The sequence below is a fragment of the Pseudoalteromonas sp. CH_XMU1449-3 genome (genome assembly GCF_037027245.1).
Lineage (GTDB): Bacteria > Pseudomonadota > Gammaproteobacteria > Enterobacterales > Alteromonadaceae > Pseudoalteromonas > Pseudoalteromonas shioyasakiensis.
Genome location: NZ_JAYMDY010000016.1, coordinates 40831 through 61074, shown reverse-complemented (window position 1 = coordinate 61074; position 20244 = coordinate 40831). Strand labels below are relative to the sequence as shown.

Annotated in this window: 16 protein-coding genes; 7 read left to right on the top strand and 9 right to left on the bottom strand. The window is 40.6% G+C overall.

Annotation, left to right across the window (positions count from 1 at the left end; genetic code table 11):
* The first annotated feature begins 114 nt into the window (after window positions 1-114).
* Genes WA256_RS17130 through WA256_RS17115 form a run of 4 tightly spaced genes read left to right on the top strand, consistent with a single transcriptional unit; the run spans window position 115 to window position 5076 of the window.
* Window positions 115-1494 (top strand): MATE family efflux transporter, encoded by a 1380-nt coding sequence (locus WA256_RS17130; protein WP_058583763.1) that lies wholly within the window; start codon window positions 115-117, stop codon window positions 1492-1494.
* Window positions 1491-3485 carry an excinuclease ABC subunit UvrB gene (gene uvrB / locus WA256_RS17125; protein ID WP_054563646.1) on the top strand — a complete coding sequence of 665 codons (1995 nt, stop codon included), beginning with the start codon at window positions 1491-1493 and terminating at the stop codon, window positions 3483-3485. The genes WA256_RS17130 and uvrB overlap by 4 nt, the downstream gene beginning before the upstream one ends.
* Before the next feature lie 5 nt (window positions 3486-3490).
* Window positions 3491-4420: a class I SAM-dependent methyltransferase gene (locus tag WA256_RS17120; RefSeq protein WP_248530015.1), complete on the top strand. Its 930-nt coding sequence runs from the start codon at window positions 3491-3493 to the stop codon at window positions 4418-4420.
* On the top strand, window positions 4420-5076 hold the full coding sequence (locus WA256_RS17115; protein ID WP_130166764.1) for a tRNA (adenine(22)-N(1))-methyltransferase: 657 nt from the start codon (window positions 4420-4422) through the stop codon (window positions 5074-5076). The genes WA256_RS17120 and WA256_RS17115 overlap by 1 nt, the downstream gene beginning before the upstream one ends.
* Before the next feature lie 15 nt (window positions 5077-5091).
* On the opposite strand, the gene WA256_RS17110 is transcribed toward WA256_RS17115, so the two are convergent.
* From WA256_RS17110 to WA256_RS17070, 9 genes are all read right to left on the bottom strand, one after another.
* A complete protein-coding gene (locus WA256_RS17110; RefSeq protein WP_058583760.1) occupies window positions 5092-5334 on the bottom strand; it encodes a hypothetical protein in 243 nt (80 codons plus the stop codon).
* A gap of 69 nt (window positions 5335-5403) precedes the next feature.
* Window positions 5404-6291 (bottom strand): DMT family transporter, encoded by an 888-nt coding sequence (locus WA256_RS17105; protein WP_130166765.1) that lies wholly within the window; start codon window positions 6289-6291, stop codon window positions 5404-5406.
* Window positions 6292-6363: 72 nt separating this feature from the next.
* Window positions 6364-6522, bottom strand: coding sequence for a YbaM family protein (locus WA256_RS17100; protein ID WP_082710998.1), 159 nt, complete (start codon window positions 6520-6522; stop codon window positions 6364-6366).
* Window positions 6519-6791 (bottom strand): late competence development ComFB family protein, encoded by a 273-nt coding sequence (locus WA256_RS17095; protein ID WP_062567015.1) that lies wholly within the window; start codon window positions 6789-6791, stop codon window positions 6519-6521. The genes WA256_RS17100 and WA256_RS17095 overlap by 4 nt, the downstream gene beginning before the upstream one ends.
* A gap of 46 nt (window positions 6792-6837) precedes the next feature.
* Entirely contained in the window at window positions 6838-7731 is an 894-nt protein-coding gene (locus WA256_RS17090) for a histone deacetylase family protein (protein WP_171037167.1), read from the bottom strand.
* Window positions 7728-8336: a primosomal replication protein gene (locus WA256_RS17085; protein WP_054563653.1), complete on the bottom strand. Its 609-nt coding sequence runs from the start codon at window positions 8334-8336 to the stop codon at window positions 7728-7730. The genes WA256_RS17090 and WA256_RS17085 overlap by 4 nt, the downstream gene beginning before the upstream one ends.
* Complete coding sequence (locus tag WA256_RS17080) at window positions 8337-9113, bottom strand: TSUP family transporter (protein ID WP_062567012.1); 777 nt, start codon at window positions 9111-9113, stop codon at window positions 8337-8339. It lies immediately after the preceding gene.
* The gene (dinG, locus tag WA256_RS17075; RefSeq protein ID WP_055021494.1) at window positions 9113-11188 is read right to left on the bottom strand and encodes an ATP-dependent DNA helicase DinG; all 2076 of its coding nucleotides are present in this window, start codon (window positions 11186-11188) and stop codon (window positions 9113-9115) included. Before dinG ends, WA256_RS17080 begins: the two co-directional genes overlap by 1 nt.
* Before the next feature lie 85 nt (window positions 11189-11273).
* On the bottom strand, window positions 11274-12989 hold the full coding sequence (locus tag WA256_RS17070) for a sulfotransferase (RefSeq protein WP_335992707.1): 1716 nt from the start codon (window positions 12987-12989) through the stop codon (window positions 11274-11276).
* A gap of 68 nt (window positions 12990-13057) precedes the next feature.
* Between WA256_RS17070 and WA256_RS17065 the strand changes: the two genes are divergently transcribed.
* The 3 genes from WA256_RS17065 to WA256_RS17055 all read left to right on the top strand — a co-directional run bounded on the left by WA256_RS17065 (window position 13058) and on the right by WA256_RS17055 (window position 20226).
* Window positions 13058-15406: a DNA polymerase II gene (locus tag WA256_RS17065; RefSeq protein WP_335992706.1), complete on the top strand. Its 2349-nt coding sequence runs from the start codon at window positions 13058-13060 to the stop codon at window positions 15404-15406.
* A gap of 255 nt (window positions 15407-15661) precedes the next feature.
* Complete coding sequence (locus WA256_RS17060; RefSeq protein ID WP_058583752.1) at window positions 15662-18520, top strand: TonB-dependent receptor domain-containing protein; 2859 nt, start codon at window positions 15662-15664, stop codon at window positions 18518-18520.
* A 59-nt stretch (window positions 18521-18579) separates the two neighbouring features.
* Window positions 18580-20226 carry a tetratricopeptide repeat-containing sulfotransferase family protein gene (locus WA256_RS17055; protein ID WP_335992705.1) on the top strand — a complete coding sequence of 549 codons (1647 nt, stop codon included), beginning with the start codon at window positions 18580-18582 and terminating at the stop codon, window positions 20224-20226.
* Window positions 20227-20244 lie beyond the last annotated feature (18 nt).

Sequence of the window (20244 nt, the reverse complement as noted above, 5' to 3'; positions counted from 1 at the left end):
AAGCGCCAAAAGTAATAGTTTTGTGTATGAATTTTGATTCTGTTAATAAAGCATAGCTTGCAAGAGAAGGATGCTTTAAACTTACAGGTTCAGAAAAAGAGGCAAAGTATTCCCATGAGCGTGAAACCGCAGAGCAAAACTAAACCTGATCTTTTAAACTCACCCATTCTGCCAACCTTGAAAAAAATGACCATCCCAATGATCTTTGGCATGATCACCCTAATGATGTTTAATTTGGTTGATACCTTCTTCATTAGTTTGTTAGGTACAGAGCCTCTCGCCGCTGTTAGTTTTACCTTTCCTGTTACTTTTACTGTTATTAGCCTTGCAATTGGTTTAGGGATAGGTACCTCTGCGGTGATAGCTAAAGCACTTGGTAGTGATAAGTTAGATGAAGCACGTTTTGATGCCAGCATGTCGTTGTTGGTATCGGTGGTGATGGTGTTTAGCTTATCTGTAGTAGGTTATTTATTAATAGATCCGATCTTTAAGTTATTGGGTGCTGGCGAATTAGTCTTACCGCTTATTCATGAGTATATGAGTGTGTGGTTCTTAGGCAGCGTATTTCTAATTACCCCTATGGTTGGCAACTCTGTACTTAGAGCCAGTGGCGATACTAAAACGCCAAGTATTGTTATGGGGGGAGCAGGGCTGATTAATGCTATTTTAGACCCTATACTTATTTTTGGCTTTGGACCTGTTCCGGCATTAGGTATTCAAGGCGCAGCTATTGCCAGTGTTATTGCATGGTCAGTTGCTGTCGTTATCATTTTATACATCCTTGCGGTAAAAAATGGTCTATTGAGTTTGCATGCTGGTGTACAAACGCCGCTTAGTTCGATTCGTAAAATTCTTAAAATTGGTTTACCTGCGGCTGGCGCAAATATGCTGACACCTATTGCCATGGCGGTCATGACAGCATTAGTGGCTAAACATGGTCCTGAAGCGGTAGCGGCGTTTGGTGTAGGCAGTCGCATTGAATCTATTGCAAGCCTTGTGGTGCTTGCTTTGTCGATGACCTTGCCGCCATTTGTGAGTCAAAACTTTGGGGCAGGTAAGTTTGAGCGTGTTAAAGAAGCCTACACAAAAACCTTGAAATTCGTGATGATTTGGCAGTTCGCTATTTATATTTTACTGCTGTTAACCTCTGGCTTTATCGCTGATGTATTTGGTAAAGAGCAAGCGGTAATGGATGTGATTAAGTTATTCATTTATATCTTGCCATTGAGTTATGGCCTGCAAGGGGTGATTATTTTATCTAACTCTTCATTTAATGCTCTGCATAAACCAATGAATGCACTGATTTTAAGTGTAGTACGCCTGTTTGTTTTTTATGTACCTTTTGCTTATATAGGCAGCGAAATTGCAGGCTTAACCGGTTTATTTATTGGTGCGGCGATTGGTAACTTATTCACTGCAATGGTTGCCTATAAATGGTTTATTAAAGAAGTTGATGGGTTAAGTGAGTCATATATGAAGGAGTGTCATTCATGAGCGACCATTTCCAACTAGTTTCGAAATTTCAGCCAAGTGGTGACCAACCAACGGCAATCGCACAATTAAAAGATGGCCTAGAGGCTGGGCTTGCGCATCAAACATTATTAGGGGCTACGGGAACGGGTAAAACCTTCACCATGGCCAATATTATTAATGATTTGAATCGTCCAACTATCATCATGGCACACAACAAAACACTCGCTGCACAGCTTTATGGCGAAATGAAAGAGTTCTTCCCTCATAATGCGGTTGAGTATTTTGTATCTTATTACGATTATTACCAGCCAGAAGCCTACGTTGTTGCCAGCGATACCTTTATTGAAAAAGACGCCTCCATCAATGAGCATATTGAACAAATGCGTTTAAGTGCCACCAAAGCGCTGCTTGAGCGACGCGATACCATTATTGTGGCTTCGGTGTCTGCTATTTATGGTTTGGGCGACCCTGACTCATACATGAAGATGATGCTCTTGCTTAAAGTGGGTGAAACCGTCGATCAGCGCGATATGCTGCGTCGTCTTGCTGAACTGCAATATACTCGAAACGATATTGAATTTAGCCGCGGTACATACCGTGTACGTGGCGAAGTGGTCGATATATTTCCTGCTGAATCGGATACTTACGCAGTTCGTGTGGAAATGTTTGACGATGAAATTGAACGTTTAAGTATTTTTGACCCGCTTACAGGGGCTGTTGAAAAGCACATTGTGCGCGCGACTATTTATCCGAAAACCCACTATGTAACTCCCCGTGAAAAAATTCTTGATGCCATTGATAAAATTAAAGGTGAGCTTAAAGACCGCCGAGCTCAGCTACTTAGTGCCAACAAACTTGTGGAAGAGCAGCGTATTGCTCAGCGCACCCAGTACGATATTGAAATGATGACCGAGCTTGGTTATTGCTCAGGCATTGAAAACTACTCGCGTTACTTATCAGGTAGAACACCAGGCGATCCACCTCCGACATTATTAGATTACCTACCTGATGATGCATTGATGATTATTGATGAATCACACGTTACTGTGTCGCAAATTGGTGCTATGTATAAAGGCGATAGAAGCCGTAAGGAAAATCTTGTTGAGTATGGCTTTCGCTTGCCATCGGCATTAGATAACCGCCCATTACGCTTTGAAGAATTTGAAGCCATTGCGCCGCAAACTATTTATGTGTCGGCAACACCTGGTGACTTTGAGCTTGAGCGCTCATCAGGGGAGGTTGCTGAGCAGGTCATTCGTCCAACCGGGCTTATTGATCCAGAAATTGAAGTGCGCCCTGTGGGCACCCAGGTTGATGACTTACTTTCTGAGATCTATAAACGAGTTGAAGTGAACGAGCGGGTACTTGTTACTACTTTAACTAAGCGCATGGCAGAAGATTTAACCGACTATCTCAACGACCATGATGTAAAAGTTCGCTACTTGCACTCAGACATCGACACCGTTGAACGAGTCGAAATTATCCGTGATTTACGTGCCGGTGTGTTTGATGTGTTAGTGGGCATTAACTTATTGCGAGAAGGTCTCGATATGCCAGAGGTTTCACTTGTTGCGATACTTGATGCAGATAAAGAAGGCTTCTTACGTTCGACTCGCTCACTTATTCAAACCATTGGTCGTGCTGCACGTCACTTAAATGGTAAAGCGATTCTGTATGGCGACCGCATAACTAACTCGATGCGACAAGCCATTGATGAAACAGACCGTCGCCGTGAAAAACAACAAGCTTATAACCTTGAGCATGGTATAGAGCCGCAAGCACTGGTTAAAAGTATCACCGATATTATGGATGTGGGTGAAGAGGCAAGTCCGAAAGATAACCTTAAGTTGGTGCGTAAAGAGTCTAAACAAGTGCTCAGCGCGAAAGATATTGCTAGCCAAATCAAAACCCTTGAAGCGAAAATGCATGCTTATGCTAGCGATCTTGAGTTTGAAAAAGCGGCGTCTGTGCGTGATGAAATTCACGAATTACAACAACAGTTAATTAACTAAAGATGATGACAAACGATTTTTCTGCCATTTTAAATGCCTTAGCAGAGGCTCCACTTGCTGCTAATGAATTATGTCGTGTATTCCATGGCCGTGGTCACTCAGTCGCTGAGCTGAGCCACATAAACTTAGACTTTTATCCGCCAGCACTTTTTTTAGTTTCATATGAAGAAATAGATGAACAAGTGCTAGCGCAATTAACTGATACCCTGTGGCAATGGGCGCAACAGAATGCGCCAGAGCTTGTAAGTGCATTGGTTTACCAACAACGTAGCGGCATTAACACTCGTAATGCCCTGATGTTTGGTGAATTACCCCAAGAGCACCATGTCAGTGAAAATGGTATTAAGTTTAAAGTCGATTTATTGAGTCGCCAAAATACTGGGATTTTCCCTGATATGCGCCGTGGCCGAGAGTTTGTTCAAGCCAATAGTAAAAATGCAAAAGTGCTCAACCTATTTTCATACACGTGTGGCTTCTCTGTTGCAGCAATGCAAGGCGGTGCTGACCAAGTTATTAATATGGATATGAATAAAGGGGTGCTGCGAACTGGTAAACAAAACCATCAGTTAAATGGTTTTGCTCAAGGGGTTAGTTATTTTCCGCACGATATTTTAAAATCATTCGGTAAACTAAAAAAATCAGCGCCGTATGAATTAATCATTGTTGATCCACCGAGCTTTCAAAAGGGCAGCTTTATATTGACCAAGGATTATCAAAAAATCTTGCGTCGTTTACCTGAGCTGTTAAATGAAAACACCCAATTATTACTGTGTGCCAATAGCCCTGAGCTTTCAGAGCAGGCGTTTAAAGACCTCATTAGCGATCATACACAAGGAGCAATTAGTTTTGTTGAGCGATTAGCTCCTACCGATGGTTTTATTGAAGTAGACAGTGATCGCAGCTTAAAAGCGTTAGTTTATAAAACAGCAAACTAATGGCACTGAGTAAACGACTATCAGCCATCATTGATGTGGTAGATTCTGGTTATGACGAAATCTGGGATTGTTGCTGTGATCACGGTTTGTTAGGCATTGAGCTGCTACAGCAAGATAAAGCACCGCTTATACATTTTGTTGATATTGTGCCTGAGTTAATGCAGGCACTAGGTGATAAACTCGAACGTTTTGCTAAAAGAGAGCAACGCGGCCGTTGGCAGGTACATTGCCAAGATGTGGCAATGATTTCACCAGATCCTAAAAAACGCCATCTTGTTATTATTGCTGGAGTGGGGGGTGAGTTGTTAGTGCAGTTCTTAGCGAAGATTGTAAGCCAACAGCCAAATACGCACATCGACTTTATTGTTTGCCCAGTGCATCACAGTTATCAAGTTCGTAGCTATATACAAACACTGCCATTGGGGCTCGTCTCTGAGCAGTTAGTGTGTGAAAACAAACGATTTTATGAAGTTATTGCCATGAGTGCGTCATCCTCGCAACAGATCACTCGAGTCGGGCACTCAATGTGGCAGCTAACAAATAAAGAGCACCAAACATATTTAAAGCAGTTATGTGCTCATTACCAACGCATGTTAAATCAAGACGCCGATTATTATCAGCCAGTGCTTGAACAATACAGTGCATTATTGTCTTAATTAGAGTTAACTTAATTAAAGTTTATTAATCTCTTGTTTTACGTTGTAGCTAGAGTCAGTGACAATGGCTTCGAGGGTTTGTACACGCTCTCTTAGCTCTTGCAACTCCTTTGTTACTTCGGCTACATGTTCGTTTGCTTCTTTTGAATTTTTTAAAGTTCGTGATTTAAACTCAAGGTGTTTTTTATACATATCATAAATTACACCAGAGCCGACTGATATCAGCACGATTAACACCACCATGGTAGTACCTGACATACACTTCTCCTTCCTTTTTTAGTATCTAACAGAATATAGATTGTATTTAAAAATGCAATTTGCATTCTGTTACAAGGTGTTTCGTTTTAGAAATGGCTTGATGCGAATAAAGCCTGTAACGAGCATGGTACCTGCGATAACACACAGTGCGCCAACTAAGGTATTGGGACCAATTTGCTCATCTAAAATTAAATTTCCCCACACTATGCCAAAAAGTGGAATCAAAAAAGTAACAGTCAATGCAGAGGTTGGGCCAATGTCATCAATCAAACGAAAGAACAAGATATATGCTACTGCAGTACACAGTACTCCGAGTGCCACCACACCAAGCATCACTACGTTAGTTGGCATTTCTCTGGCAGGAATAACAAAAATAAGCGGCAGTACCATGATACTCGCCGCCCACATACTGCCATGGGCATTATCAAAAGCAGATAACTTAGGTGCATGTTTAGTGTAATGGGATGCGATGGCGTAGCTGAGTGAAGCACACAATGCTGCAACAATGGCCGTGATAGCTTGGCTGTCGATAGTGAGGCTATTTTGACCTACTAAAATGGCTACGCCCGTTAAGCCTAATAGCAAACCAAGCAGCATACTTTTAGTGGGTTTTGTTTTACTCCAAATAATACCGACTATGGCACCCCAAATTGGCGTTGTTGAGTTTAATATGGATAAAGTGGAGGCATTGATGGTTTGTGCTGCATAGGCAAACAATAAAAAAGGAATAGCAGAATTAAGCGCGCCAATAATGAAAAAATGCTTTTTGTGGGTCGCGAACGCAAGTTTCTTGCGTAAGTACAACGCAAAAATAAACAGTGTTATTGCTGCAAAACCAACTCTTAACTCAATTAATACCGCAGGGCCTAAGCTATTCGCTGCCATGCGCATAAATAAGAAGGAAGCGCCCCAAATAGCAGCAAGGATGAATAAGCGTAATAAACTTGGCAATGACATGGTTTTACATTCTTAAATTATAAAACCTGAGCATATCAAATTTATGCCCCAATACTCGCCATTTTCGGACTATTAATCAGTTGATTGTGGCAGTTTCTTTTCGAAATCAGACTTTACGATTTCTAAAGCTGCTAATACATCTTCGGCGGGAACGTCGTTTTGCTCTAAGAGCATAATGAGATCAACAGCAATTTTTATATAGTTAGGTGCGCTTTCTAACTCATTGCTCATTTTTGCAGTTCCTTTTTCTTAGCAACTTGGCTGATGGCCACATCGATAGCAGTTTGCACTTGTTGCTCCATTTTAATACGCTCTGTTTGTGGTAAGTAAAATTCCATATCGACATCGTAGCGGATGTAGCGGGCTGGCAGTTGATTTAATACGGTGCAGCATAAATCTGCCATAACATCATCACTATAGGTTGATTCTAAGTTGCGCTTAGTGATGTCTTCGACAACTAATTTTTCATAGTAGTTGTGAATGTCGTCATGCAATTTCATACAGAGTGAGCCTAATTAAAAAGTCTTTTTAAGTGTATACCAAGCTTTAAAATAAATCGACAGCAGCCCTAAAAAGCTGACCGTGAACATCAACCAAACGGCTTACATTTCGTTGATAGCCACCGCCCATAGCTGCAAACACTGGGATATCAGCTTCCTTTGCTTGGTTTAATACAAAATAGTCACGTTGATACACTCCCTCTAAACTCACTTGAAAGTGCCCTAACTCGTCATCTGTTGCGATGTCTGCGCCGGCGTTATACAAAATGATATCTGGCTGGTGGAGTCTAGTTGTTAGGGCTAAAGCTTGTTTGACTGTCTCCAGGTATTCTGCATCTGAAGTGCCATGCTCTAAAGCAAAATCGTAGTTTGATTGCTGCTTAATACGCGGGAAGTTTTGCTGACAATGAATTGAGCAGCTAATTATTTGAGGATGTAGTTGCGTAACTTCAGCTGTGCCGTCTCCTTGGTGAACGTCACAGTCAAAGATTAATACGGTGTCGGCTTGCTCAGTATCAATCAAGTGTGCAGCAGCTATCGCTAAGTCATTAAAAATACAAAAGCCACTACCATATCCCGTAAAAGCATGATGATAACCACCACTTAGGTTAAAAGCAGCACCCTGTTGTATGGCAAACTCAGCGCCTTGAATACTCGCCCCAACAGAGTAAAGTGTTCGTTCAACCAATTCAGTGGACCAAGGAAAGCCCATTTTTTTAATTGCTTTGCTATCAAGACTACCAGCTAAAAATGCGTCGACATAGTCGGGGTTATGGCACAGAGTAAGCTGCGCTTTAGTGGCTTGTTGTGGGGTAATGAAGTGCTGCTCATCAATAAAGTTGCTGACAAGCTTTTTTAACAAACGATATTTATCAATGGGAAAGCGGTGACGCTCAGGTAAAGCTAACGCTGAATAACTTGGATGGTAGTAAAACATTATCTCAGCTGCTGTTTCTCGACCTGTTGAATTTTGTCTTCAGTGGCAGAAATTGCCTTACGACAACGGCCAAGTCTTGCGTGTAATGCGAGTATTTCTTTGTTAATTTCGGCTGCTTGCTGTGTATTTGCAGCTTCAAGTTTTAGTTTTCGCTCTTCGATCATCAATACTAACCGGCGTTCAAACTCATGGTTTTGTTTTAGTTCGTCATACAGTTCATGGGATGACTGCATGATTTTTTTAACTGCTTGCTTATAAACCTGTGGCTTAGCTTTTGGCTTAAAACTATACTTATTTTCTTTAGCCCAAACTGGGGTTGATTTGATTACATTAAATACCGCTTCTACCTGAAGGGTAATGCGCTCAAGCGCATATTGGTAAGCATGGCGATGCTCAGCAGGCGGCAGGCTGTTTAGTTCATCTTCGATTTCGCTTACGTAGTCAGCCAGCTTCATACTTTTTGTGCTAAACACGGCTTTATCAAACAAACTTGGTTGGGCTTGCATATAGCGGTTTTTAGCAAATAAATTACCCTTATCAAATTGTGTGGCTAATTGTTTGAGCCTTTCAATTTGTGAACGTAGTTTATCAAAAGCAGTCGATTGCATTTATAAATAAGCCTCATAGATCAACTTTAACGCTAACACTATAACCACAGTGTTAAACACTGGGCGGATCATTTTACCACCAAACTTAATTGCTGAATGTGCTCCTAACCATGCTCCAAGCATCAAGAAAAAGCCCATTGTAATACCAAGTAAAAAGTTCACATGGCCAAGCGCCACGAATGTGATTAAAGAAATAAAGTTTGAAACAAAGTTCATTGAGCGGGCAAGGCCACAGTTAAGCAATAAGCTCATTTTATATAATAGGCTATTTGATGCGGTCCAAAAGGTACCAGTTCCTGGGCCTGCTAAACCATCAAAAAAACCAAGTCCAAGACCTTGCAGCCATTGTTTAACTTTAGTTTTACCATCTAGCTCTGGTAGCTCGTTATGCTCAGTTGTACTTAAGCTGCCAAATAAGCTGTAACAAGCAACTAAAATAATCACCACTGGTAGTAATTTATTTAAAAATTCAATACTTAAGTAATCAACCACTAAAGTACCTATGAGTGCACCAATGGCTGTTGCTAAAATGGACGCAGCCCAAAACCGTGGGTTGAACAACTTTTTACGAAAATAAGTCACGCTGGCCGTCAATGAGCCAAAACTCGCTGCAAGTTTATTGGTGCCTAAGGTGAGGTGGGGCGGCAAGCCTGCAGTTAATAGCGCTGGCACAGTTAACATCCCGCCACCGCCTGCAATTGCATCAATAAAGCCCGCTGCCAGTGCGACTGCGCATAATAGTGCCCAGGTTGCTGGGTCTAAAGCTAATTCAAACATTAATAATCAATTTGTCTTTTAAAAGGTGGCAAGGTATCGAGCATGGCTTTGCCATATCGCTTGGTCACTAAACGGCGATCAAGGATAGTAATGCGACCCTGATCATTTTCTTTGCGCAGCAGTCTACCACAGCTTTGTACTAATTTCTTTGCCGCATCAGGTACGGTTATCGAAAGAAACGGATTGCCACCTTTGCTTTGCACAAACTCAGCCTGCGCTTCTTCTATTGGTGAGGTGGGTACCGCAAATGGAATTTTTGTAATTACCAGGTTTTCTAGGTACTTACCCGGTAAATCAAGACCCTCAGATAAACTTTGAGTGCCAAATAAATAGCTAGCACGGCCTAAATCTACATTGGCTTTATGCTTTTTAAGCAGAGCTTCACGAGACATTTCACCTTGCACTAAGACCTCAATTCCTTTGCTACGCAGCGCTTTAACAACATGATCCATTTGCCAATAAGAGGCAAACAACACCAAATTTGCTTTTTTATCATCAAGGAACTTAGGTAATTGCTCAGCCAAGTGGTCGCTAAACGCTTTATCGGTCGGCTCAATATGACTGGCAGGAATATGCAACGTCGCTTGTTTTGGGTAATCAAACGGAGAAGGGACTTTTATGTATTTTACGCCTTCTTCTTTGGCAAGACCGCATTCATAGGCAAAGTGATCAAATGAACCCAATGCAGTTAAGGTGGCTGAACAAAGTACGGCACCCGCGCATTGATTCCATAATTTATCTTTTAGGTAATAGCCAACTTCAATAGGGCAATCACTGAGTAAATGGTCGTGATGGTTCTTATATTCTAAGCGTTTTATCCATCGCGCATGGGGAATACCTTCGCCTTTTGTGGCGTAACTAAACCACAGCTTGTTTAATAACTCTAGACGATTAATGTACTGACCACTTTCAGCCAAGATTGGATCGGCCACATAAGGTTTTATATCGCCATCACTTACGTCTTGCACTAGGGTATCGTGCATCTTGTTGAGTGCTCTTAGGGCATCAAGGGTGGCATCGCTAATATCTTTTGCTTTGGTATGTAAAGATGCTGGGATTTCACCGTGCTCAAAACGATAGGTGTCATCACTGTTATAGTTAAAGTCTGCGTTATCAAGAATATCACGCACCACTTTTAAGTTTTTACCAGCATCATTGATACTGTCACTGAGCTTAAAATTTTGCCCAATCGCTTTTTGACCTACGAGCACATTGGCCATTTTACCAGCAAATTTTACCAGTTTGTCGAGCCAGTCTATGGTGCCTTTAATGGTTGCTGCAGCAGAAGAAAAGTCGCGGGTGATGTGCGCTAAATGGTGTGCTTCATCAATTACATAAATCGTGTCGTCAGGTTCAGGTAAAATTTTACCGCCACCCAAATCAAGATCAGCCAGTAATAAAGAATGGTTGATCACTAGCACATCCATTTGCATAAGACGCTGACGTGCCATATGAAAAGGGCAGAGCTGATGAGCGCGCATTTGTCGTTGGCATGAATGCTTATCACAGGCAATTAAATTCCACACTTTATCAGGAATAGTATCAGCCCAGCTATCGCGGTCGCCTTGCCATTGCTTTTTTGAATAAGCATCATAAAGTTGCTTTAAGCATTTGGTTTCCATATCTGAAAGCGGCGATGACAGGGTCGGCATAAACTCCATTTGCGTTTGACTGTCGCCATTTACAGCAGCACTGAGTTTTTGTGCACAGATATAACGCTGTCGACCTTTCACTAAATCAAACTTGATGTCTAGGCCAGAGTGCTCTTTAAAAAAAGGCAGCTCCTTACTAATTAACTGCTCTTGTAGGGCAACGGTTGCCGTCGAAATCACTAATTTCTTTTTCTTGGCCATCGCTAAAGGCAATGCCCCTAAACAATACGCTAGTGACTTGCCGGTCCCTGTTCCTGCCTCGATAACACAAATTCGTTGGCTCTTGTGATACTCGCCAGCCAGAGTTTTTGCTATCTCGGCAACTAAATAGTTTTGACTGCTTCGAGGGCGATAATCGGTGAGGTTATCAGCAACATGCTTATGAATTTGCCGAATTGTTTTTTTTAAAGAGTCAGAAAGCATGCCCAGAAAACCTAAAGTATGTATATAATTACAGTAATGAATTTTAGAGATTTAACCGGGCAACTACAAGCGACTTGTTTGATTATTATTTTATTAGCTTCAATAGCGGCTCTAAGTGAACTTTATAATTTGTCCATTGCGTTAAAGCATCTTTGTAAATCGGTTGTCTTACTTGCTCTGAGCTTGGTGTCATTATCGGACGCTGATGATTATAAAAGCTCATGCAGCTTTCATGCATTTCTAAACTACAATAATCAAGCAACTCAGAAACTGTATTGGAAAAATCATTAACAAGGTTTTGATAGTCAACGTTGAAGATTTCATCTGGATAAAGAGCGTGCCAGTGCGACATTAAATCTGCGTAATCATTTATATATTGTGCAAGCGATTTGAAATCGTAGCTATAGGCGTGGCCCTCAGAAAAAGAATGCTTGTATAAACTCCATGCTGTTGCGGCTTTATCTCTTGTTACTTCGAGAATTTTAGCGTTTGGAAATAGAGTTTTTATTAATGCGATATGATGAAAATTTGCGGGTTGTTTGTCGATAAAGACCTTATTTTTTCCGCGTAGTGGAGCAATAAAATTTAAATACCTTGCGGCATAATGAGCCTTATCTTGTTCTGAAAGTTTATCAAGGCCATAAGGTACATCTGAGAGTTTTTTACTCTCAAGCTCTCGCGCAATTGCGTTAATTTCTGTTAATTCATAACTTGCATCAACATCAGGGTGGCTTGCTAAAATTTGCTCAACTAAGGTAGAGCCACTGCGGGGTAAGCTGACGATAAAAATCAGCTGTAACGACTCATCAAATGCATTATGAGCCATTGGCTTTTGAGTTAAATGTTGCGTGCAACGAGAAGTGAAATTACTCGGCTTATAGGGAGTTAGTGACTTTTGAATACTGTTCGCTTTTTCTAACATCGCAAATGATAAGCTGAAGTTACCTTGTTGTTCATATGCCTTTGCGAGCGCAAAATAGAATTGAGCACTATTAAGGTTTGGCTTAGCAGCTTGCGTGAGCTGTTCTAGATAGTCTACATCCTTACTGTCAAAAATGTATGTCTTTAAGTTTGCTAAATTCCAGTAAGCCTCACCAAGTCTTTTATCTATTTGCAGTGCTTGTTTGTAGTGATCAATTGCAAGCCCTGTATTTCCTTTTATTTTTTCAATGTTGCCAAGGCGAAGGTGGCATTGGGCTGCGTAATAGTTTGCATCAAGTAACTTGTTATAGATGGTTGTAGCTTCATCAAATTGCATTAATTTTACATGAGCGATCGCTAATAGGCTCTCAATGTATAATGTCGGTGAAGATATCGAAGAGTGGTAAAAAGAGATTAACTCATCAAATTGCTTGGTATTGAGTAGGGCTTTACAGTAGCTTTCTTTAACAGTTTGTTTTTGCGAGTTGTTCTCAAGGTTATGTTTTGATATTGCAAAGTAAGCTTTGCTATCACCCACTTTAAATGCGATCTCAGCCAGCGTTTCGAGTGCTCTATATTCATTTGGTACTAATTTTAATAATTGCTGAATGGTTTGCTGCGCTTGCAGAGGGTTTTGATTGGTTAATTGTTGTTTAGCCGTGTCTAATTGTTTATTAAACCAATGAATCATTTCATATTGTTTGAGTGCACTTTGCTGTTGTTCATGCTCTTGCAGTAGTTTGTGAATATTAGCAAGTAAAGCCCAGCCATCGTGATATTCTGGATTTTCATTGAGTACCTCTAACAACATAACTTTAGCTTTATGTGGTTCTGTAGCAACGAGTGTCTTTGCGTTATTAATCGCATCAATTGGGCTCATAATTGGCTCTTATAATTTTATGTAGTTAGGGTGTACTATACCCCTTCCGTAATAGATATTTGAAGTAAATGGTTACAGATACAGGTTTTATCCTTTCTAAAGAAGCGTTTGATAGCTCATCAGGGGTTAGTTTTGTGTTTTGGCTCTGGTGTGAAAACGGCCCTTTAAAAGTACAGGTTGAGCACCAAGAGGTGGTATTTTTCATTCCTGAAAACCAAGTAACTGCTGCAAAGCGACTATTACAAAATCAAAACATTCATGCTCGTTTTGCTGATGCCAAACTAAAAAACTTCCAAAATCAGTCGGTGATATGCTGTTATTTTAAATCGTTAAAAGATTACTACAGCGCCATTAAGGTTTTAAAAAGTTCACAACTAGTTACTTTTGAAGATGATGTTAGGCCAATTGACAGATTTTTGATGGAGCGTTTCATTAAAGGCTCAGTATGGGTAAAAGGTGAAATACAAATACGAAGCGGTTTTCGACTGTTAAAGAACGCTAAATTAAAACCAAACAATGAATTTAGACCTTTTTTCAAACATGTTTCTATTGATATTGAGTGTAATGGCGAAGGCGTACTATTTTCTATTGGCTTAGTCGGAAAAGGCATTGATAAAGTCTTAATGATAGGGCGCCCAGAGCCAACGGCTCATCTAGATTATCAAATCAATTGGTGTGAAGATGAAATAGATCTTCTTACTCAGTTTGAAAATGAAATTCAGCGAATTGATCCTGATGTACTGATTGGTTGGAATGTTATTGAATTTGACTTCAGTGTGCTTCACGCAAGAGCTGAGGCGTTAGGTATATCTCTAAAGCTTGGTCGCAACAAAGAAATAATGCGCGTGCGCTCGGGAAACATTACTCGCATAACAATGCCTGGTCGCGTAGTTATTGATGGTATTGATACCTTAAAAAATGCCACTTATCACTACGATAGTTTCAGTCTTGCCAATGTGGCGAGTATCGAACTTGGTGAAGAAAAGCTGATCAGCACAGATAATCGTCTTGAAGAAATTATTCGCCAGTTTAATGAAGACAAACTGTCTCTTGCTAATTACAACAGGCAAGACTGTATTTTAGTTCTGCGGATTTTTGAGAAATTAAAGTTACTCGATTTTGCAGTTGTAAGAAGCCAACTCACCGGACTTGAATTAGAACGAATGGGCGGCTCAGTAGCGGCCTTTACTAATCTTTATCTACCGCTATTGCATAGAAGTGGCTATATAGCCCCTAATTTAGGCGATCATGGGTTAAGTTTTGACAGCCCAGGTGGTTATGTCATGTCATCGCAGCCAGGTCTTTACAAGAATATCCTGGTGCTTGATTACAAAAGCCTCTATCCATCAATAATGCGTACATTTTGTATAGACCCTCTTGGTCTAGTTGAAGGGTTAAAAAAGCCAGATGACGCAATCGAAGGCTTTAACCAAGCACAGTTTTCACGTACTGAGCACCATCTGCCTGAGCTTATTCGTGAACTTGCAGCAACAAGGCAAATGGCCAAAGATAAAAACCAACCTATGCTCTCGCAGGCAATTAAAATCATCATGAATAGCTTATATGGTGTACTTGGCTCTAAAGGTTGTCGCTTTTATGACCCGAGATTGTCGAGTTCAATTACTTTGCGTGGCCATGAAATAATGCAAACAACCAAGCAATGGATAGAAGAGTGGGGCTATAACGTCATTTATGGTGATACAGATTCGACCTTTGTTAAGCTTGATGATGATCTAAATTCACTAAACTGTAATGAAATCGGTACGAAACTGGCGGGGAAAATTAACAAACGCTGGCAGCAGGTTTTGCAGAAAGACTATAAAATAGACAGCTTTTTAGAAATTGAGTACGAAACTCACTATAGCCCATTTTTTATGCCCACTATTAGAGGCAAAACAATGGGTTCTAAAAAGCGTTATGTAGGAAAAGTCGAAAAAAATGGTGCTTCAAAATTAGTTTTTAAAGGCATGGAAACCGTAAGGAGTGATTGGACAGAACTTGCTCATGAGTTTCAAACAGAATTATTTGAGATATTATTTGCTGAAAATTATAGCCCAGAATTAATTTTTCAAGCCTTTGATAGGTATGTTAAAAAACTATATGCAGGTGAGTTTGACGCTAAGTTAATCTATCGCAAACGCCTGGGTCAGCATTTAACTGATTACCAAAAAAACATCCCTCCCCACGTTAAAGCAGCGAAACAGTACTTAGCTGACAATCCTCATCTTGCATTCCAGCGTGGACAAATAATTAAATATGTTTACACCGCTAACGGCGCTGAGTACTACACAGGTCACCATAATTACGATTATGGCATTTATGTTAACAAACAATTGTTGCCAATAGCTGAAATGATTGTTGTTGATTTGGGTACTAAAGTTTCGTCACTAAGTGACCGTCAGATACAGCTTTTTTAGAAAAATTAACATTTTTTTGACTCTTTGTTGCGATGAATGATCGGTAAGCTCAGTTTAAACGCTTATTTGTGTGTTTTTTGTCCACAAAACAAGAAAAAGTAAACTTTTTGCTGCTTCATTAAAAAATTGTAAATAAAGGGCTGGATATTTTGTTTTATTTGTTTATTATTTGTTTGTCGCAGTCCTGATGCGATACAAATAATAAACAAGCTTATGCTAAATATAGCCACAATATAGTGGTCCAGGGAGAATCAAATGTTAAATAATAAAGTTTCAAAAGCAGTTCGCTTAGCGCTTGCTTTTGGTACAGCTTCAACAGCTGCGTTTTCTGTAAACTCTTATGCTGCTGAAGAAGAAGCAGTAGAAAAAGTTGAACGTATTGAAGTTACAGGTTCACGTATCAAACGTACTGATATCGAGACTGCAAGCCCAGTACAAGTTACAACAGCTGAAGAAATCGAAGTAGCTGGTTTCACTCGTGTTGAAGACATGATGAATAGCTTGCCTCAACTAGAAGCTTCAAGCACTGCATTCCAATCAAATGGTGCTTCTGGTACTGCTACTCTTGATTTACGTGGTATGGGTTCACAGCGTACTCTAGTACTTATCAACGGTCGTCGTATGCAAGCTGGTGGTATCTACAGCCAGTCTGCTGATATTAACCAAATTCCAGCTGCACTTATCAAACGCGTTGACGTTATGACAGGTGGTGGTTCATCAACTTACGGTGCTGACGCGGTAGCGGGTGTTGTAAACTTCGTGATGGACGATCAGTTCGAAGGTTTCGAAGTAAACCTTGGTTCAACAGCTTATCAACACGATAACGACAACGAGTACATCCAAGGTTTAATGGATGACCGTGATTTTGATTACCCTGATGGAAGCTCAGGCTTTGACGGTTCATCGTTTGATTTCTCTGCTACTTTAGGTGGTTCATTCGATAGCGGTAAAGGTCATGCTGTAGGTTATTTCACTTACAACAAACAAAACGAATTACGCCAAGGCGCACGTGATTACTCTTCATGTGCTCTTAATGCTGCAGGTACAGCGTGTGGTGGTTCTGGTAACGCGGTAGTTCCTAACTTCTATATTTCAGGTGTAACTGACACAGGCGCATTTGATTGGGATGATTACGATTACTGGACACTTGGTTCTGATAGCAGCTTCATTCCTTCAAGCGGTAACGTTTATAACTACGCACCAGTAAACCACTTTATGCGTCCGGATGAGCGCCACACAATGGGCTTATTCGCTAACTATGAAGTAAACGATAACTTCCACCCATTCATTGAAGCTATGTTCATGCGTGACCGTACTTCTGCACAAATCGCAGAATCGGGTACGTTCTTTAATGAAAACTACGTAATCGATTACGATAGCCCTCTTCTTACAGATGCACAGCGTCAAAACCTAACTGACCGTTTCGGTTTAACTTCTGGTGACCAATTTGCTACTTACATTGGTAAGCGTAACGTTGAAGGTGGCCCACGTGTTAACCAACTTGAGCACAGCTCATTCCGCTTAGTACTAGGTAGTAAAGGTGAAATCAGTGACCTTTGGTCATATGAAGCGTTCATGCAATATGGTTCAACTTCTTCATCTTCTGCATACGAAAATGACTTCTTCGGTCCACGTATCAGTACTGCGCTTTCTGCAAATGGTGAAGACTGTGCCGCAACTGATGGCTGTATCCCTTACGAAGTATTCACATACCAAGGTGTTTCTGCTGAATCAGCTGGCGCATTAACTGGTACTGCGATTCTTAACGGTGTTACTGAACAGTTCATCGTAAGTGGCTTCGTAACAGGTGAATTTGAATTTGGTCTTCCTTCTTCAGATTACCCACTTGCTGCAGTATTCGGTGCTGAGTACCGTGAAGAAACATTTGGCCGTACAGCGGATGAAGTTTACGCACAAGGTCTATTACTTGGTCAAGGTGGTCCTACTAAGAGCCTTAACGGTGAGTACGATGTAACTGAATTCTTCGGTGAGTTAAGTATTCCTATCGTTGAAGGTATCACTGGTGTTGAAAGTCTATTAATTGACTTAGGTTATCGTTGGTCTGATTACAGTACTTCAGGTTCAGAGCCTACTTATAAAGTAGCAATGAACTGGGACGTAACTGAGAACTGGAAAATCCGTTCAAGCTACAACCGTGCTGTACGTTCTGCAAACAACGGTGAGCTATTCGCTCAACAAAGCCAAGGTTTATGGGCAGGTGTAGATCCATGTGCGACTGCAACTCCAGAACTTAGCCAAGCAGCTTGTGCTAACACAGGTATTACTGCGTCTCAATACGGTAACGTAGGTAAGAGCCCTGCAGATCAGTATAACGGTTTCTTCGGTGGTAACCCTGATCTAAGCCCTGAAATCGCAGATACAATCACTCTAGGTGTTGTTGGTAACCCATTTGAGAGCTTTAATTTCTCAATCGATTACTGGGATATCGACCTTGAAGATGCAATCGGTGCAATTGACCCAGAGTTAATCGTTCGTCAGTGTGGTCTAACAGGCGATGCTCAATTCTGTGATAAGATTGAACGTACTCCTGGTAGCGGCAGCTTATGGATTGGTTCTGGTCAAGTTGTAGCAACAAACACTAACTTAGGTAACATTCATTTTGAAGGTGTTGATTTAAGTGCTAACTATGACATGGAAATCGGCGGTGGTACACTTTCTACAAGCCTAATCGGTACTTACATGATGACTAAAGAATATGAAGATATTCCAGGTGTAAGTGAACCGTATGACTGTGTTGATACACTAGACAATGGCTGTTTCCCACAACCAGAATGGCGTCATGTTCTAACTGCAAGCTACGACACAGGTAGCTGGTGGAAAGCTACTGCTAAATGGCGTTACTTCAGTGCAGTTAATGACTACACAGGTTCTGACACTTTAGTTCAAGACGGCATTGGTTCACAAAGCTACCTTGACCTTAAAGGTTCATTCACTATCAATGATTACACTCGCGTACTTGTTGGTGTGAACAACGTATTAGATAAAGAGCCACCACTAGTAGGCGGTACATTATCTACAAATGGTAACGCAGTTGCTGGTTACTACGACACTCTAGGTCGTTACTTCCACGCAAGCGTTTCATTAAAATTCTAATTTGAATTAATTAATGTATGATAAAGCGAGCTTCGGCTCGCTTTTTTTATGGGGAAACAATGACATCAGAACAACACGCGTTTACCCAAGCTGTTGCTTTACTTCAGCAAGGTAAAGTTAGCCAGGGGATAGAATTATTAAAACCGTTAACACATAACAATGAGTTTGCTGAAAAAGCGTTACAGATCCTTTTCAAAGTAGCTATGCGGCAACAAGATACTGAAACAGCCATTGCCTATTGCCAAAAACTGGTATCGATAGCTCCAAAAAAGTTTGATTATGTACTGACCTTAGTACAATTAAGTATAAGTTGTGGTGAGTTCAAAATTGCAAAAAGCGCGCTATTACCTTTATATGAGACAAATCCGCAGCAAGCTGATATTTGCTTTCAGCTAGGAAAAATAGAAAGAAAGCTTGATAACTACGATTCAGCGATGCGCTTCTTTGAACAAGCTCTAACATTATCTGAGCAGTTTAAAGCACCCGCTTTAATAGAAATTGCTTTTATGCATAATGAGCAATTACATCAACCCGATGATGCCGTACGTTACTTACAACAAGCGATTAGTCATGATGCAAATAATCTTCAAGCTCACTTTTCATTGGCAAATATTTACGAACAGCTTGGTGATAAAGAGAAAGCGAAAAAAGGCTTTCAACAGGTTTTAAAAATAGATGCATTTAATGCGATGGCTCAAGCAAGGTTGGCCGATATTGAAACCTTCACTGAGCGCGATGCAATTGACTATGAACAAGCAAGCTTAGCCATTTTAAAGCGAGAGTCAGATGACATAGCATGTGCTGATATTTATTATGCACTTGGTAAAGTATTTAATGATTGTAAAAACTATCAGAAAGCTTGGCATTATTATGTAAAAGCTAATCATTACAATAAAAAGTATTTACCAGCCTATGATCGGCAATCTGCTGAGAAGATTACTGACTACACCTTAGCTCGTAATATTGCTCTGCAAGAAGCGAATAGTTCAATAACACCCATTATAATTTGTGGTATGTTTCGTTCTGGCTCAACACTAATTGAACAAATCATCAGCTCTAACGAGCAAATATCGGCAGGTGGTGAAATTGCCTATTTACATTCATCGTTATTCAATTTGATTGGCGATGAAAAGACACTTGTTAATAAGGCTAAAGAGCCTGAATTTATTGATGGTTATAAAGAACAATTAACTTTAAGAGCTGAAGGTGCGCTTTATGTAACAGATAAACGCCCTGAAAATTACCTTTACTTAGACATTATCAAGCAGCTCTATCCAAAAGCTAAGATTATATGGACAGAGCGAGATATTAAAGACAATAGCTTGTCAGCTTTTTTCCAGCATTTGGGTCCGAGCTTAAACTATGCTGTATCCCTAGGTGATACTCTACATCACTATGAGCAGCAGCAACGTATTAAGTCACATTGGCAGTCGTGTTTCAGTAATGATATTTTTACTCTGAATTACGATCAGCTCGTTTGCTCACCCGAGCAGATTTTAGAACAACTGTTTCGCTTTCTAGGGCTTGAATATACTGATGAAGCCCAGCGATTTCACAATAAATCTGGCACTGTAAGTACAGCGAGTGTATGGCAGGTTAGAAAGCCACTTTATAAGTCATCCTCAGGACGATTTGCAAATTACCTTGAACACATACAGGCCGATGAAAAATCCTACCAAGATGCCAAAGCGCTGTTAAATAAGTAATTGGTAATAAAAAAGACC